The organism is Pedobacter arcticus A12 (assembly GCF_000302595.1).
In the GTDB taxonomy this organism is placed as follows: Bacteria; Bacteroidota; Bacteroidia; order Sphingobacteriales; family Sphingobacteriaceae; genus Pseudopedobacter; species Pseudopedobacter arcticus.
Window position 1 is genome coordinate 689,829 of the sequence record NZ_JH947125.1, and the last position, 16,843, is coordinate 706,671.

9 protein-coding genes are annotated in these 16,843 nt (G+C 37.1%); 6 read left to right on the forward strand and 3 right to left on the reverse strand.

What is annotated here, in order from left to right; genetic code table 11:
* The first annotated feature begins 104 nt into the window (after positions 1 to 104).
* Positions 105 to 1,919 carry an alpha-amylase family glycosyl hydrolase gene (locus B176_RS0104295; protein WP_017257547.1) on the forward strand — a complete coding sequence of 605 codons (1,815 nt, stop codon included), beginning with the start codon at positions 105 to 107 and terminating at the stop codon, positions 1,917 to 1,919.
* 215 nt (positions 1,920 to 2,134) lie between these two features.
* Here B176_RS0104295 and B176_RS0104300 read toward each other — a convergent pair whose 3' ends face one another.
* Positions 2,135 to 3,097, reverse strand: coding sequence for a glycoside hydrolase family 18 protein (locus tag B176_RS0104300; protein ID WP_017257548.1), 963 nt, complete (start codon positions 3,095 to 3,097; stop codon positions 2,135 to 2,137).
* 262 nt (positions 3,098 to 3,359) lie between these two features.
* Between B176_RS0104300 and B176_RS18970 the strand changes: the two genes are divergently transcribed.
* The 3 genes from B176_RS18970 to B176_RS0104315 all read left to right on the forward strand — a co-directional run bounded on the left by B176_RS18970 (position 3,360) and on the right by B176_RS0104315 (position 10,658).
* Positions 3,360 to 5,705: an alpha/beta hydrolase family protein gene (locus B176_RS18970; protein ID WP_017257549.1), complete on the forward strand. Its 2,346-nt coding sequence runs from the start codon at positions 3,360 to 3,362 to the stop codon at positions 5,703 to 5,705.
* A 495-nt stretch (positions 5,706 to 6,200) separates the two neighbouring features.
* The gene (locus tag B176_RS18975; protein WP_083852680.1) at positions 6,201 to 9,239 is read left to right on the forward strand and encodes a SusC/RagA family TonB-linked outer membrane protein; all 3,039 of its coding nucleotides are present in this window, start codon (positions 6,201 to 6,203) and stop codon (positions 9,237 to 9,239) included.
* 15 nt (positions 9,240 to 9,254) lie between these two features.
* Positions 9,255 to 10,658, forward strand: coding sequence for a RagB/SusD family nutrient uptake outer membrane protein (locus B176_RS0104315; RefSeq protein ID WP_017257551.1), 1,404 nt, complete (start codon positions 9,255 to 9,257; stop codon positions 10,656 to 10,658).
* A gap of 108 nt (positions 10,659 to 10,766) precedes the next feature.
* Here the strand turns inward: B176_RS0104315 and B176_RS0104320 are convergent, their stop codons facing one another.
* A complete protein-coding gene (locus B176_RS0104320; protein ID WP_017257552.1) occupies positions 10,767 to 11,138 on the reverse strand; it encodes a hypothetical protein in 372 nt (123 codons plus the stop codon).
* A 279-nt stretch (positions 11,139 to 11,417) separates the two neighbouring features.
* Positions 11,418 to 14,669, reverse strand: coding sequence for a chondroitinase-B domain-containing protein (locus tag B176_RS20120; RefSeq protein WP_017257554.1), 3,252 nt, complete (start codon positions 14,667 to 14,669; stop codon positions 11,418 to 11,420).
* A gap of 420 nt (positions 14,670 to 15,089) precedes the next feature.
* Here B176_RS20120 and B176_RS0104335 point away from each other — a divergent pair, with 420 nt between their 5' ends.
* Together B176_RS0104335 and B176_RS0104340 are read left to right on the forward strand one after the other, a co-directional pair.
* Positions 15,090 to 15,986: a heparin lyase I family protein gene (locus tag B176_RS0104335; protein ID WP_026063147.1), complete on the forward strand. Its 897-nt coding sequence runs from the start codon at positions 15,090 to 15,092 to the stop codon at positions 15,984 to 15,986.
* Positions 15,987 to 15,991: 5 nt separating this feature from the next.
* Positions 15,992 to 16,807 carry a hypothetical protein gene (locus tag B176_RS0104340; protein WP_017257556.1) on the forward strand — a complete coding sequence of 272 codons (816 nt, stop codon included), beginning with the start codon at positions 15,992 to 15,994 and terminating at the stop codon, positions 16,805 to 16,807.
* Positions 16,808 to 16,843: the final 36 nt, after the last annotated feature.

Genomic DNA, 16,843 nt, shown 5'->3' on the forward strand with positions numbered 1-16,843 from the left:
GATAGCGGCGTATGGAAGATAGCGTTTGAACGCTCAAATTATTTAAGCAAAACCTACAATTATGGCAAAGATTTAGCATACAAGTTTTTGTAAAAAGTAATTTAATGAAGGCTAAGATTGATAATGAAATAAATATGGGTGGCATGGGTGCCATTTTACATGATAAAGGTGTATTTTTTAGAGTTTGGGCTCCTAATGCAAAGCAGGTTTTTGTAATGGGCGACTTTAATAATTGGACACCAAATGAGCTGGAATTAGCACACGAAGATAGCGGCTACTACGCCAGAAATGTGGATACGGCAAAGGCTGGTAGTGAATATAAGTTTGTAATTATTACGCAAAACGACGATGAATTAGCTAAAAACGATCCCTATGCAAAGGAAATGACCAATTCAAACGGCAATTCTGTGGTATATGATAACGATGCGTTTGATTGGGAAGATGATGCGTCTTTTATGCCTTATTGGAATGAAGCCGTAATTTACGAATTACATTTGGGGACTTTTAATGCTACAGAAGAAGGTAAACCCGGCGATTTTTATTCACTAATTGAAAAGCTGGGTTACTTAAAAGAATTGGGGATTAACGTAATTGAGATTATGCCTCCATATGAGTTTCCGGGCGGTTTCTCTTGGGGATACAATCCTTCTTACCCGTTTGCTATTGAAACCGAATATGGTGGGCCAGATGCTTTAAAGCAATTGGTGAAAGCGGCGCATAAAATGGGTATTGCAATTATGTTAGATGCAGTGTACAATCATTTTGGTCCGTCTGATTTAGACTTATGGCAGTTTGATGGTTGGAGTGAAAACGATAAAGGTGGTATTTATTTTTACAACGATTGGCGATCAAATACGCCATGGGGTGATACCCGACCTGATTTTGGCAGAGAAGAAGTACGCAATTACATTCAGGACAACGCTAGAATGTGGTTAGAAGATTTCCATGTTGACGGCTTGCGTATGGATATGATCCCATACATCAGAAACGTAAATGCGGACGAGAATCCGGGAGGAGTGTTAGAAGAAGGATTAACACTTTTACGCGATATTAACCGAGAGATTACTGAGAAATATCCCTATAAATTAACAGTTGCAGAAGATTTACATAAGCTAAGCTGGGTTACAGATAGGGTTGGAGAGGGTGAAGGTTTAGGGTTTGGTAGCCAATGGGATGCTGCGTTTGTACACCCTGTACGCCAGCTACTAACTACACAGCATGATGAAGATAGGGATATGAATGAAGCTACTGAAGCTTTGTTGAACCAATATAGTGGCGATTATTTTAGACGTGTGGTTTACACAGAATCTCATGATGAAGTGGCTAACGGAAGTGCTCGAGTTGCAGAAGAAATTGCTTTTGGCGACGTTAATAATTGGTATTCTAAGAAACGGGCATCCTTAGGGATGGCAATGGTTTTAACCGCTCCGGGAATTCCGATGATTTTTCAAGGTCAGGAGCTACTGGAAGATAAATGGTTTTCTGATACAGATCCAATTGATTGGAGCAGGTTAAAGAAATTTAAAGGCTATTTCAATCTGCATAAAGATTTGATCACGCTAAGACGAAATCTTACTGGTTTTACTGCTGGTTTAACAGGGCAACATATTCAGATTATTAGAACTGATAACGAGCAAAAAATTATTGCATACCAACGTTGGAAAGAAGGTGGTGCAAAAGATACTACATTGGTTGTATTAAATTTTTCTGACGGTGATAAAGCGGTTTACAGAATTGGATTTCCCGCTCCGGGTATGTGGAAAGTTAGGTTTAACTCTGACTGGGAAGGCTATAATGCTGAGTTTGGCAACTATCAATCATATGATGTTGAAGCTATATCCGACGCGTGTGATGGTTTTGAGCATAGCGCCGAAATTTCTATTGCACCTTATACAGCTTTGATTTTATCGCAGGATTAAATTTTAAATATATTGGCAAATTTTTTTGTGTAAACTTACCGTAGGTGTGCTAGTAGCCTTAAATTTTGGTCTAAAAACGGGTTAGCATATAACATGTGACATTATTCTAAATCAGTTCTTAACTTAATTTGTCAGGATTCAGCTTTAATATTAAAGCTGAATCCTAACAAATTCCACTCACACATTTTGTGTGGTACAAAAACTGGTCAAAATATTTACTTCTTTGCCTCTTCGTAAATAGCCCGTAACAAGGACATTGGGTTTGAGTAGGGCACATCTTGGGTTAGCTCCCAAATCATAATTCCTTTGTAGCCGGCTTCTTTAAAATATCTCACTTTCTCTCTCATCACTTCAGCGCTGTTAAAAGAAAAACCATCGTAAATCGAGATGACTTGGTTGCCAGCTAATTTGTCTGCAAATTGGTAATATTTTTGGGTACGCCTGTCTGCGTGGCGGCCATAAAAAGGAACCCCAATTAATAAGCGGTTATTGGGATAGTTTGATTTTGTATAATTCTCCAATCTTTCTTTAACTGTGTAAAGCGGTGCGTGTAATCCTTCTTTATTAAGTGTACTGTATAACATAACGCTAACATCTTCAACTAAGCCAGATATATCCGTGGCTTGTTGACCCGAAGATCCACCCAAAGCTGCAGTCAAAATAGAGTTTTTAGGCATTTGGCCCTTAATGCTAGTAAGTAACGCAATTAAGTTTTCGGTGGAAACCTTTTTTGCTGGTTTAGACTTCCAATCTGTTTCCCAATCCATATCTATTCCATCAAACTTATATTTCTTCGCAAAAGCGACCAGTTCTTTCACAAACAGTTCTCTTTTTTCTGGATTGTCACCCATTACATGCATATTGGCAACCAAACCCCCGCCTCCAACAACAAGCAGTATTTTCTGATTTTTATTCATCTTCGAGCGTACCAATTCGTAATTTTTGATGTAGGCGTCACTCACAGTAAAACGACCTTCACTATCCGGAGAAAGTCCGAAGAAGAAAATTCTATCGAGGTATTTGATGAATTCTAAATCAGTTGTTGGTTTAACCCAAGAAGAGTTTAGATAACCGGTCACTAAAAATGGATCTTTTGCAGGTTTTACGGGGTTTGTAGCTTGTAAGCTTTGGGTTGATAATAGCGCAAAAAAGAGCACTAACGCTTTGAATTTTTTCATGATTATAAATTGATTTGTTTTTTATCGAATGAAATTGTTTTAGAGAAATACCCATTTAAAAAATAGAGAGAGAAAAATTCTTGTAAATAGCTTTGCGTAGCTATAAAAAATCTTTACTTTCGGTAACGTAAACATAGCTATTTAATTTAAGTTTTCACAGGGATATCTATAAGTAATACATAGGTGTAATTTTGGAAAACTTTGCTTTTATCTTGCATGTATTACTTTGGGTATTTTTTGTAAACTTAAATAGTTATTATAAATGTTGAAAAGATTGAAACAGATCACTTTGTTTATCGCGACTTTAATTGTCGTAGCAGATGCTTATTCACAAACAGGTATAGATCGACAAAAGCAATACCTTAATGACTTTGAGAAAATCGCAATTCCGCAAAGAATACAAGCCAATACACGCCGTACAACATGGCAGGATAGTACATGGAAAGATTGGTTAAATCGTAGTGGCGAATTGCCACCAGATTTTTCGCAGATGAAATCTATTCCGTTTTTACCAGACCCGTTGATGCAGGTCAAAGACGGTAAAGATCAAAAGATTACCACGAAAGCAGACTGGGAGGTTAAAAGGGTATGGATAAAGGAGCAATACCAAAAATATATATCTGGTGTACAACCGCCTGCACCGAAAGACTTTAAAACTAGAGTGCTATCGGATAGGGTGGAGGATGGTACACGAATTCAAATGATTGAAACCAGTTTTGGACCAGGTTACAAAGCTAAAATTACTTTTGAACTGATGATCCCTGCTGGGAAAGGTCCTTTTCCAGTATATATGACGCAGTGGAATCATCGCAATTGGGCACAGCTTGCGGTAAGGCGTGGTTACATAGGCTGTGTATATGCTGCAGCTGACACCAAGGATGATACCCAAGCGTATCAAATACTCTATCCAGAATATGATTTTAGCATGTTGATGCGAAGAGCTTGGGGCGCTTCACGTGTTGTAGATTACCTCATCACACAAAAGGAAGTTAAAAAAGAACAAATTGCTATTACAGGACACTCCAGAAACGGGAAGCAGGCCTTATGGGCGGCTGCTTTTGATGACAGGTTTGCGGCAGCTATTCCCGTTAGTTCAAGTACAGGTGGCGATTCGCCATGGCGATTTGGAGATCCACAATACGCCAGCGAAACCATAGATTTAGTAACTGGTGCCAATAGCCATTGGTTTATTCCACAATTACGCTTTTTCTTCGGTCATGAAGATAAACTACCTGTTGATCAAAACTCGCTGGCAGCACTTGTAGCACCAAGACCGCTGTTGTTGCACTATTCTTTGGTTGAAGCTGGCTTAAACTCTTGGGCAATAGAACAAAATTATTATTCCGCTAAAAAAGTTTATGATTTTTTAGGTGCCCGTGATAAAATCGGTGTGTTTAACCGCTACGGTAACCACTTTGTTGCTGCGAGGGATATCGAGTACGGAATCGATTTTTTAGATATTCAATTTAATAGAAATACCAAGAAATGGCATAACAATCTATATTATGAATACGATTATGCGGAATGGGAGAAAAAACATGCGTCGGACAAAATAGTTGCTGGAAAAATTAAGCCGATTATACTTAAGGATAAATATAAAAGTATTCAAGCGTTTGAGGAAGATAAGAAGCAGATAGCCGAGAACCTCCAATGGATTTTGGGTAAAGAGCCATCAGGTGTTAAACCAACGCCGATGGTGGAAACCGTTGACTCTCGTAGGGATTGGTTGAATTCCGTAATCCAATTGCCCAATGTTCCAGGTTCAAAACTTAATTATTTTGGGGCATACACTTCTATGGGAGACAATTTAAACGGTTTTCTTTATTATCCTGTGGATAAATCGGGTAAAATGAAACTACAGCCAAACGGCAAGTTGCCAGTTATTGTTTATTCTCATCAATACGCACATTCTACTGGTTTTGCAAAAGGATATACGAAAAACGGAGGAAATGGCACAGGTTTGTTGTTTAAAGAGCTTATTAGTAGAGGATTTGCTGTTTTAGCTATAGATATGTACGGTTTTGGCGCCCGCATAGAAGAAGCAAAAGATTTTTATGATAGGTATCCGGAATGGTCTAAGATGGGGAAATATGTTCAAGACGTGAAAAGCAGTATCGATGGTTTAGAAACGCTCGATTATATAGATAAAAGTAAAATATATCTTTTGGGGAATACTTTGGGTGGTAGCGTTTCTCTCATAACCGCTGCATTAGATTCCAGGGTAGCAGGAGTAGCTGCAGTAGCTGCTTTTTCTCCATGGCGGACATCCGATGATCAATTTGAGAGTATAAGAACTTATTCCAATCTACATGGAAGTATGCCACGTTTAGGTTTTTTTGCCGAGAATCCAAAAAACACACCAGTAGATTTTGGGGAAATTATTTCAGCAATTGCGCCTCGTCCTTTACTGATTATAGCTCCAGAACTAGATCGTTATACCGATATCCCAGCCCTTAAGTCTGCGATGACGCCAGTGTTTAATGTTTATGATCTTTATAAGCAAAAAGCAAATTTAATGGTGGAGTATCCACGTGAGATTAATCGTATGACAGATAGTATGACTAAAGAAGTAGGTGAGTTTTACAGCAAACTTTTGACTACCCATTAATTTTTAAATAAATCCGAATAGCTGGTTTTTCGCTGGCTGTACGGATTTTGTCTTTTTAAGGATTAAGATCTAATGTGCTTTGTTCATTGTTTTTTTTAGTTGAAAACAATGAACTTTATTGCAAGCCTTTTGGTTTTTTGAAATTTTAGCACCTTATACGGCTTTAATTTTATCGTAGGATTAAGTTTGTTTTTTTTGTTAGTTAAAAGGAAATTTCAAGTTAAAATGAAGCTACTTTTTTTGTTTAAGTTGAATCTGTTTATCGAATAAATGTTACGCTTACGAAAATAATTTCTGTATTCCCCATTTTAGATTAACATCAAATCTTCTCTTTTTCTTTGCATATTAATCTAATAGTATGCCTCTAGGTTATTTAAATAGCTATTGCTACGCTTCCAATAAAAAAAACGTAAAACCTTTGATTTATAATATTTAATACCATATTTTTGGTAAACCAATTATTGGTAAACCAATTATTTACTAAAATTATTTTTTATGAAGTCAATGTACAGCATATGTTTGTTGTGGGCAGCGTTCTTTGTTTTTGGAACAATTTCCGCACAAGCGCAGACGTTAATTAGCGGGATAGTAAAAGATATAAGCGGGGAATCCTTACCCGGCGTATCTGTTGCCGTTAAAGGGAAACCCGGTGGAACCGTTACGGGAGCCGATGGCAGTTTTAAAATTAATGCGATGTTAAAGGATGTACTAGAAGTAAAATATCTAGGATTCGAAACCAAGCAAATTACCGTAACAAATAGTTCTTTGTTAAACATTACGCTAAGTCAATCAAGTAGCGCTTTAGATGAAGTAGTGGTTATCGGTTACGGAACCCAGCGAAAATCGTCGCTAACCGGAGCGGTGGCAAAACTTAATAATGATAATCTTAACCAAATTCCAGTTTCTAGAGCAGACCAAGCATTGGCTGGTAAATTAGCTGGTGTACAGGTTATCAATACAGATGCTACAGCTGGTGCAGCGCCAGTAATCAAAGTTAGAGGGTCGGCGTCAATTACTGCGGGAACAACACCTTTGTATGTTGTAGATGGTTACCCTATACCAGGCGATCTTTCAACCATCGATATGAATAATGTAGAAAGCATAGAGGTGTTAAAAGATGCGGCATCTGCAGCAATTTACGGGTCTAGAGGTGCTAACGGGGTAGTGTTGGTTACCACGAAAACTGGTAAAGCTGGCGATACAAAATTTAGCTTTAATAACAGTACAGGTACTAAAAGTGTTTACCGCAAATTAGACTTTCTTACCTTGACCGAATGGGCTAACCATGTTAAAGAGGTAAACAACGGTGTTTTGAGCCCAGAGATTATTGCGGCTCAAAAATATGACGTTGAAACAGACCCGCAGGATATCGCTTTCCAAACTGGTTTTTTTCAAAACACCCAGTTTAGCGTAAGTGGCGGAAGCGATAAAGTAAAGTTTTATGTTTCTGGAGAAGGTTTGTATGATAAAGGCGTAATCAGAACTAATGATTACAAGCGTTACGGCGGACAAGTAAATCTTAATATTACACCAAATAAGAAATGGGAAATTGGGGTTAATTTAACACCATCATATACCATACAAAGAGCACCAACTTTTAAAATACATGATGTTATCCGCTCTGTTGCCCTTTGGTTGCCATTATATGCAACACAAACTATTGCCGACGGAACAGGAATTCCCTTAGGATATATCGTTCATCAAAGAGATTTTGATCCTTCAACAAATACCAAGTATACTGGTGTAAATCTGTCGGCAACTGCAAATAATACGGGGTATACAAATTTGGAAGGTGTTTCAAATATGATTTATATAACAAAAACCTTAGCCAATGCTAATGTGAAATATAACATTACAAAAGACTTATCTGTAAAAGTTTCTGGTGGCGTTTATTTCAGCAATGCTAAGAACGAGTTTTTTCAAAAATCTTGGGCAACAAAAGACCCGTTAATACAAGGTATTACAGCAGCAAGGGCGTCAACTAAAGCAACTTTGGCTAATAACCAAAGTGTTGATTGGCTTTCAGAAAATCTGTTAAACTACAATAAAACTATTGGCAAAAGCAACTTTAATGCTATTGCAGGCTTTACAGCACAATCTAACTTAGCTAGTTACAGTAATTCTGCAGCGACTAATTTTTTAACGGATAATATTCCAACACTAAATGCAGGTACTTTAAACGCGGTAAGTTCATCCAAAGAAAGAAACAATTTAGCATCGGCACTTTTTAGGGTGAATTATAGCTATGATGATAAATACTTGGCCTCTTTTGCTTCTCGCTGGGACGGAAGTTCTCGTTTTGGTGCTGGTAACCGTTGGGGGTTTTTCCCTTCTGCGTCTTTAGGTTGGAGGGTTAGCCAAGAAGATTTTTGGTCGCCAGATAATTTTGTTAACGATTTAAAAGTTAGGGCAAGTTATGGCGCAACCGGAAACAATAATATTGGTAATTACAGAGCTTTTGCCAATGTAAACACCGTTGGTGCTATTTTAGATGGCAGCGGAACCACCTTGGGTTTCAATTCTGATTTATACGATAACCCTAATTTAGGTTGGGAGAAAAACTATAGTTTTAACGGAGGCGTAGATTTTGGGTTTCTTAAAAACAAGTTCACTTTATCAATTGATGCTTATAAATCAACTACTAAAGATTTATTGCTTTACCTAGCTATTCCTTCCGTTACCGGTAGTACAGGTGTTTGGGGAAATACTGGAGAGGTACAGAACCAAGGTTTAGAATATGAGCTTACTGCAAATATTCTCAGCCAAAAGAACTTCAGATGGAACGTTTCTACCAACGGATCTACTAATAAAAATACCGTCAAAGATTTAGGAAACAGTAATCTTTTAATTAATGTAGGTGATCCAAAAAGACCAAATTATTTTTTGAGTCAGGTGGGCAGTCCTTTAGTTCAGTTTTATGGTTTTGAGTATGAAAGTGATATTCCTGTGAGCGGAAACTTCTGGCCGATTAATGTACATTCTGATAAAGCTATTGTAAAGGATAGAGATAATAATGGTGTAATTAACGATTTGGACCGTGTAGTTTTGGGTCAGCCAACTCCAAAGTTTATTTGGGGATTAACCAACAGTTTCGAAATTAAAAGATTTGATGTAAGCTTTGTGCTTCAAGGGTCACATGGTGCAAGTGTTTTTAACGCCGATCCAAACTATTACGAAACGCAATTTGCAGCAACAGGAACCAACGCGTACCTAAATTTGGCTCCTGCTTTAAGGGCGAAAGTGAAGTATAAAACGGAAACTAGTTACGCTATTGAAGATGCATCTTACATCGCATTAAGAAGTTTAAATGTTGGGTATAAGATCCCTGCTAAGTTCTTAGGTAAAAACAATAGTAACTATTTACGCGTTTACGCATCTGCCTATAATTTATGGTACCATTTCGCAAGTGGTTATAGCAGCTATAACCCAGAAGGTATAAATGAATATACTGATGATCCTTTGAGAAATGGTTACCAGAGAGGTGCAGCTCCAATAACAAGGAACATCACTTTCGGAATTAACGCTAATTTTTAAATAAAACTCAATCACATGAAAAAAATTATCATAGCACTTCTGGCGGTTTCTAGCTTAGCCAGTTGCGAAAAGTTTTTAGATCAAAAGCCTATTTCATCATTAACAGAAAATACATTTTACAGAAACACCGACGAGGTTGAAACTGGAGTTATTGCATGTTATGATGGTTTGCAAAAAGTTTACGATGCCGAATACCAGCTTACGGAAATTAGAGCCGACAATACTTCTGGATATTCTTTAGAAGGAGACTGGGGCTCCATTAAATTTTTTAGAGAATCACCTGCCAATTTCTTTCTCCTAGATTTTTGGCAACGCTCTTACAATACCATTGCCCGTTGTAACTTGGTTTTAAAGTACCTGGATAATGTTACAGATCCTGTTAAAAAGAGTGCTTTTGAAGGTGAGGTGAAATTTATACGTTCTTTAATGTATTTCAATTTGGTGAGACTTTATGGTGATGTACCTTTAATTACCAAATCTATTGCGTTTGACGATCAGGCAAGCTTTGTAAAAACCACCAAAGAAGCAATTTACACACAAATTAAAATTGATTTGTTGCTAGCAGTAAGTAATTTAAATGTGAACGCTTCGGCTACTGTTCCATCTGCAAGAGCAAATAAGCAAGCTGCAGAAGCGTTACTAGCTAAAGTTTACATCACTTTGAAAGATTTTGGAAGCGCAAAGCCATTGTTGGAGGCAATTGTAGGAACAAACTTAAAAGGAATTGCGCCCTATGGTTTAAATTCTTCATACGCTGCAATATTTAGTACCGCAACAGAAATGAGCAAAGAAATAATTTTTGCAGTGCGTTATAAAGCAAGTTCAAGTAGCGAAGGAAATTCTTTTTCTTATGAATATAGCAATAGCGGAAACGCCAGAAATGTAAAAGCTTCTGCCGAATACCAAGCATTGTTTGAATCTGGAGATGTTAGAAAAGCAGTAACATTTACTACCACGGGCGCTAATATTGGGCTGGCTGCTAAATTTATTGATGCAGCAGCTCCGCAAAGAGATGCCGGAAATGATTTCCCGGTTATCCGATTTGCAGATGTTTTATTAATGTATGCAGAGGTGTTAAATGAACTTGGTACCGTACCAACTGTAACCACACTTGCACCCTTAAACGAAGTGAGGACAAGAGCAAACGTTGCTAATTACCTTCCTGCCGTGGTTACCACTAAAGAGCAAGCTCGAGATTTGATTTATAAGGAAAGACAATTGGAGTTTGGCTTTGAAAACCAACGCTGGTATGATTTGCAACGTATGGATCAGACCAAAGCAATTGCAACTTTAAACGCATATCTAACGGCAACTGGCAATAGCATCACCGTTAAACCATATCAGTTTGTTTATCCATTACCACAAACAGAAATTAATATAAGCAAAGGCAAACTGGTTCAAAACCCGGATTATCTTTAGTACAACTATTTAATTTGTTTGATAAAAGCAGTTTCAGCAGAAGTTGAAACTGCTTTTTTGTTTATAATCAACATACCTACACTAAGTTTGAGGTGTTCGTCCAAAAGTTCAATTTTTAATTTCCTTGATAAAAGTTTCAGAATTGTCCGTAAACCCATTTGTGATATACATGTTTCCAAGTACGACGCTATCTTTCTCAACTTTTAAAATTGGGTGTTGCGTTTCTTCTGTCGAATTGGGTAATCTTATGAAAAGATTTCCTCCATTAATTCGGTATAAATATTCTTCATATCCATAGTGTTTTCTTACCAAATTTTTACCGTTTATAAAGTCTAATGTGTCCGCTTTATCAAGGCTAATCCACAGCCCGGCTCTGTAATGTGTGTTGTAAAAATCATTCGCCCTGTCGTTTTCTTTTTTGCATGAAAAAACACAAATCATAAAGGTTAGTAAAATAAAAGTAATCAGAGTTTTCTTCATGTGAATAATGATTAGGTTGATAATCTGAATACGTTAAATTTGTATTCTTTGCTACACGCAGCAAAGTGGTGATTAAAGGTTAATCCCTAATAGGTAAAACGTTCTATGTACGCACTTGATTTCTGCACTAATTCTTGCTATGTCGCGGTGTGAATTGTTTGATAAAAGCACCATCTTTCGATAATTTAACAACAGTTTTAGAAGTTAAACGCTACGGCTTTTTAACAAAAAAGGGAAACTTTTTACAGCTTCCCTTCAATTTTGCACTAAAATAAAAACTTATTGCTTCATTATTTTATGCACCATTGTTCTTTTGCCATTTTGGAATAAATGCAAGTAATAAATGCCGGTTGTCAAACCTGTTAAATCAAATTGATAGCTGTTTGTAGCGCTCGCTTTTTGAACTTTTATTACCGAACCTAGACTGTTTGTCAGCGTCCATTTATCATTTGAGGTTAAATTCTCTTTAAGTTCTATATTGACAATTGAGGTAGTTGGATTTGGGTAAACGCTTGCAGAAAATGATTTCTTTATCGCAACAATGGGAGAATATCCAAAAGAGCCATCTGTATCAACTATTTTTAAGCGATAGTAATTATTGCCGGTAGCAGCATTTTGATGGATATAGGAATAATTAACCAAACTGTTGCTCTCTTGTTGTACATCAACTTTACCAATTTTTAAAAAATTAGAATTTTCCTTTTTCCACTCCACCTCATAGTGATTAAAGTTAAGCTGAGTACTTACCTGCCATACAATCTTCATGTCGTTAAGTTGCGGATAAGCATTAAAACTGATCAATTTAACCGGTAAAACTCCCTCATAGTTGTAGCTGTACGAAAAGCCTTCAGCATTTGGACCTGTATAGGTTTCTGTTAAAGCGCTTGTATTTATGGTTTTTGCACCGCTATATTCATACGCACCAATATCCTTTAATCCGGTTCTGGTCTGTTGCTCAAAATCTCCGTTTACATAAGTGAAAACACCTGTTGCCGCATCTATTGCGGGGCTGTTATCTGCTAAACGGAAAATTTGTGCGGCTGGGTTTAATTCACAATCTGGCCCTGTACATGCTGGTTTAATTAATTTAGGATTAGTGTTGTTTATTTCCGTATTACTTGCAGAAATTCCAATACTGGCTGTGGCTGTTGGGTACATCATGTTGTTTGCAAAACTTACTCCTGCTAACGAAGTGCCGCTGTAAGATTTAACAAGAGGGCTTGTATTGCCTACCACTATATTATTTGCCAATAAAACATTTACAGGCGCTTTAGGGTAACTACCTCCATTGTCAAAACCTATTTCAATATTGGATTTGTTGTTCACTAAAGTGTTAAAACTTATCTCCACATTTTCCGGAATATTGTGGCTAGAGTTGCTGGTGGTGGAGTTTAAAACATCTCCATTGGTAATAACAAGAGCTGCATCCCATTTTTCGCCAGTTAATCCTTCAAAATAATTATTGAAAACTTTATGATCTAGGCCGTAAACCCGGATTCCGCCACAGCCAATTGTACTTGTTACTCCATTATTTGTAAATGTACCCGTTTTGCCTTCCCCAAAAAAGTAGTTTCCTTCAGCAGTATTTCGTACACCTTGTCTAAAAGATAAAGTCCCTAAACATCTTCTAAAAGTATTGAAACGGACAATATTATCGCATGATTTTATGGAAACAATTTCTGGATCGCCGTCACAATCTTCAAATAAATTATGCTCAATTACGGTGTAACCGCTACTTCTGGTCAAAGTACTAACGCCCACACGAATGCTTTCCTTTTCATTGGCAACCCTTGGACCATTGTTTTTAAAAATATTATAGCTAATGGTGTCATGCTGAGACTGATGGTCTATGTTTCCATCTAAAACAATGAATTTACCTGCTTCTGTTTTGCCGTCGAATATATTATAATCAATTTTATTATGCCCAGATTTTAGCGGTTCTGTACTGCCAAAGGTATCACCAATGTAAATCCAATTACAGGAAGCATTTTCCACAATATTAAATTTATTTCTGGTAATGCGTACATGTGTACTGTTCTGAAACTTAATTCCAGTACCAATATTTGCACTTTGGAAAGAAAAACCCTGAATAGTTACATAACTAATGCTCTGTAAAACCAATGCTGTAGCTCCGTTTAAAATAGCACCGCCTTCATTTTTAGCTTTAATAACAATCGGTTTCAGCATACAGCCACCTCTGTCAATTGTTAAACTACTAAGGTTATAAGTGCCATCCTCCACAACAATAACGTCTCCTGGATTCATTGATGCTAAAGCATTTTTAAACTCAGTAACGGTGGAAACGTTCCTTGTTACAGAAGGCGTATTATTGATCGCTATATCTGCACCAATATTTACATCGCCATTTACGGTAAGGGTTTTTGAGGTCTGGTTGCCAGATAAATCTCCCGTCCAGTTGTTAAATTGGTAACATGCCTCGTAATTGATTTTGGCCGTTACCACAGTACCTTGATAATATTTGCCACCGGTTGGCGCTGGTGTTAGAGTAATGGAGCCGTTTGCAGGCTGTGTGATGTTTACATCAAAAGCAGCGGGCGGGTTTAGCGGATCAATACTTACGGTTGCACCAAATGCTGTGTTGGCTGAAAGCGTAAAAGTTTTTATGAGTTCGGTTCCTGATAAATCGCCTGTCCATCCCTCATTTTGGTAACCCGCCGGTAAAGTTAAAGTTGCAGTAACTTCATCGTTTAAATTATAACTGCTTTTTACTGGCGACAGAGAAATAGTTCCAAAAGCTGGTTGTGTCACCGTAATTGTTCTGGCTGTTGAAGAAGCTCCAAAATCAATACCTGTTATTGCGGTAGTGCCAACATACAAATCATCAATGTAAGTTTCTGTTGTGCCCGTAGAAGTGTCATCACCATGGTTAATTCTAATAGCGTGAAATTCTTTTCTGTCAGCAACTCTAGTTCCGCTTAATGTTGGCGTATAGGACTCTCTTAAACCAAAAGCAGTTGTACTTCCACCTGATACTGTGGGTTTAACCACCCCATCTAACGCAACGTAGTACTTCTCTGTCGCAAAATCTACTTTTACAGAAACTCTTACCCAAGTATTAGAAGTCCAAGTACCAATTTGGACAGCACTTGAACCGTTATAGGCTCTAATTTTATTATCCGTGGTAAAATCTATTACAAATATTCTTTTGGCACTTGCTCCAAATAGGTCATAAGCATTTATAGCAAATCCTTTTGTGGTATAAGCAACTGGTTTTACCCATAAATCGGTGTAAAATTCGGTGTGTAGTCCAGGTATACTTCCAGAATAACCGATGTAATTAGCTAAAAGAGCAGTGCCAGACGCACTAAATTTAGCAGATTGAGTACCTGATTTTGAAAACGTATTTGAGACACTGCCATTACCTGTAGTTACCGTCCAGCTATTTTGGCTAGCCAAATTTCCAATAATATAGGAAGTAATTTCAAAGGAGGTATTTATTGCTGTTTGACTTCTGGCACCTAGCATAAAAAATATTACGCAGGCTAGCGATAATAGTAGATTTTTTTTCATTTAACACGTTGTTTAATTGGTTTACCAAAAATTGGTTTACCAAAAAGACGCATTTATCTTGATATTTTAAAGAAATTAGGAAACTAAATTTTTGGTAACTAAGACGTTAGCGGGGTTAATCAATTTGAAAGAGCTTCCAGTTAAGTTTAAAAAGTCAGATTTATTGACACGTCACGTGTTTTTATAGCTAAAAAACTGACTTTAAAACTCTTTTGACCGCTTTTTAGGTAGCGTTTAATATTCTCCTCTATACATTTAAGAATATACCCTATGCTGAGTTAGTGCTTAGCGTAAATTGGTGTGCACCAAACGTTTTTCTTGTAAAAAGATTTAAACGAATTTATTTGGTTAACCAGATTATATCATTACATTTGGTTAACCAATAAAATGGTTGACCAATTTAAATTTTCTTACACCGCAATGAAAACAACAATACCTGTTTTGGTTATGCTATTAATTAGTAGCCTTTCGTGTAGTAAAAAAACAAGCAAGGAGGATTATGTTTCTCCTATTGTTAAAGTTGAAAATCCAATTGTTCCAGTTGAACCAGAAAAAACTAGCGGAGTTACGTTATCTGCTGACGGGCTCACCAATACTTATACTTTAATAAATAAATATTTTGGTGGCACTGGCGATGTTATAGAAACCCCAGATTGTGCACATTCTCCGGGTGCGCCACATATTACTCAGATTTATGATGAGCTTTTGAAAAAGTATGTTTTTGCTTTTCAAATTCATGTAAGTCCTGATAATGATCGCTGTTTGCCTGCTACTGATAGGCAACGTAACGAGATCAAGACTTATGATAAATCTCCAGACTCGCTATTGGCATCCTTAAATGAAACGGTTAGATACAGTTGGAAATTTAAACTTGATAAAGATTTTAAACCTTCTCCAAACTTTACCCATATCCATCAAATAAAAGCTTTAGACGGCGATGATGATTTGCCTTTGATCACCTTTACAGCAAGGTATAAATCATCTGGTAATAAATTGGAGGTTATCCATACTGGCGGAACAGGAACGACCTCTTTAAAATATATAGCCAGTGTGCCACTTTCTGATTTTATGGGAGAATGGGTTGAAGTAAAAGAGGAAGTTAGTTTTTCTTTCGATGGAAAATATCAGGTTTTGATTAAGCGAATTTCTGACGGGAAAACACTTTTAGATTTAACCGTTAACAATATAGATCTATGGCGTGACGCTACAACCTTATGCCGTCCAAAATGGGGGATATATAGGAGTTTATTGTCTCCAGAATATATACGAGATGAACAAATTAGGTTCAACGATTTTAACATAACTGAAATTAAATAGATAATATGATCAAGCAAACTTTATTAGGTATCTGCCTTTTGGCTTCAACATCAGTTTTAGCACAAACTAGTCCTTTCAATTATGGTTTTGGGGATGCTAAGGCTTCATTCGCTCCAAATCCTGGTGCTTCTTCCACCAAGTTTTTGCTTAGGATAATGGGGTCGGTAAAAACAATTAAACCAGTTGTTAGGATACGTACTGCTTCAGACGGTTCGGGCGAGTTTAATTTGGTAACCGATGGAGCAAGTTTTATAAACGGTGCAGGATTAGAAGTAATTGCGGGAACTACCACCAGCAAGCTTTCTATGTATGACTTGGAAATGAAAAAAACTACCAAAACGAGTTTCGATATCAAATTTGATGAAAGTAAGACTGGACAATGGATTTTTGCTAATGGCAACTCTGCAAGTGAGGAGGATGTTTTCCAAGGAAACTCAAGTGTCAAAGAAACCAATACCGAGATTTTTGCGGGCTTACGTTGGGTGCTTTCTGAGAGTAATGAATTAAGTTTTTATGTGCGTGAAGGTGCTAAGTGGGAAAAAGTTAAAGTTCATCCTTTTGTAAAAGGAAAAGAATATCATTTGGATATTATAAGCAACAACGCTGCAACAGAACAAACTATTGAAAGTTATAAAGTTTCAGAAGGTACTTATCAGATTATGCTTAGCGGAAGTCAAATTGGGCGGGCGTACAAAAGTGGGGGCTTGCAATCTGACACAAATTTAAATGCTATCCTATTTTTAGGATACAAACCGAAAGATAGCAGCGAAAAGCCTAAAGCAATATTGGATAACATTTCTATAACAGATACTCCCAAGTAAAGCCAAAATAAATTATAAACCAATTTTAAATTAAAT

Excerpts from the sequence above, each read along its gene's own strand:
- B176_RS0104295 (WP_017257547.1), top strand. The coding sequence starts at position 105 with ATGAAGGCTAAGATTGATAATGAAATAAATATGGGTGGCATGGGTGCC.
- B176_RS0104300 (WP_017257548.1), bottom strand. The coding sequence starts at position 3,097 with ATGAAAAAATTCAAAGCGTTAGTGCTCTTTTTTGCGCTATTATCAACC.
- B176_RS18970 (WP_017257549.1), top strand. The coding sequence starts at position 3,360 with ATGTTGAAAAGATTGAAACAGATCACTTTGTTTATCGCGACTTTAATT.
- B176_RS18975 (WP_083852680.1), top strand. The coding sequence starts at position 6,201 with ATGAAGTCAATGTACAGCATATGTTTGTTGTGGGCAGCGTTCTTTGTT.
- B176_RS0104315 (WP_017257551.1), top strand. The coding sequence starts at position 9,255 with ATGAAAAAAATTATCATAGCACTTCTGGCGGTTTCTAGCTTAGCCAGT.
- B176_RS0104320 (WP_017257552.1), bottom strand. The coding sequence starts at position 11,138 with ATGAAGAAAACTCTGATTACTTTTATTTTACTAACCTTTATGATTTGT.
- B176_RS20120 (WP_017257554.1), bottom strand. The coding sequence starts at position 14,669 with ATGAAAAAAAATCTACTATTATCGCTAGCCTGCGTAATATTTTTTATG.
- B176_RS0104335 (WP_026063147.1), top strand. The coding sequence starts at position 15,090 with ATGAAAACAACAATACCTGTTTTGGTTATGCTATTAATTAGTAGCCTT.
- B176_RS0104340 (WP_017257556.1), top strand. The coding sequence starts at position 15,992 with ATGATCAAGCAAACTTTATTAGGTATCTGCCTTTTGGCTTCAACATCA.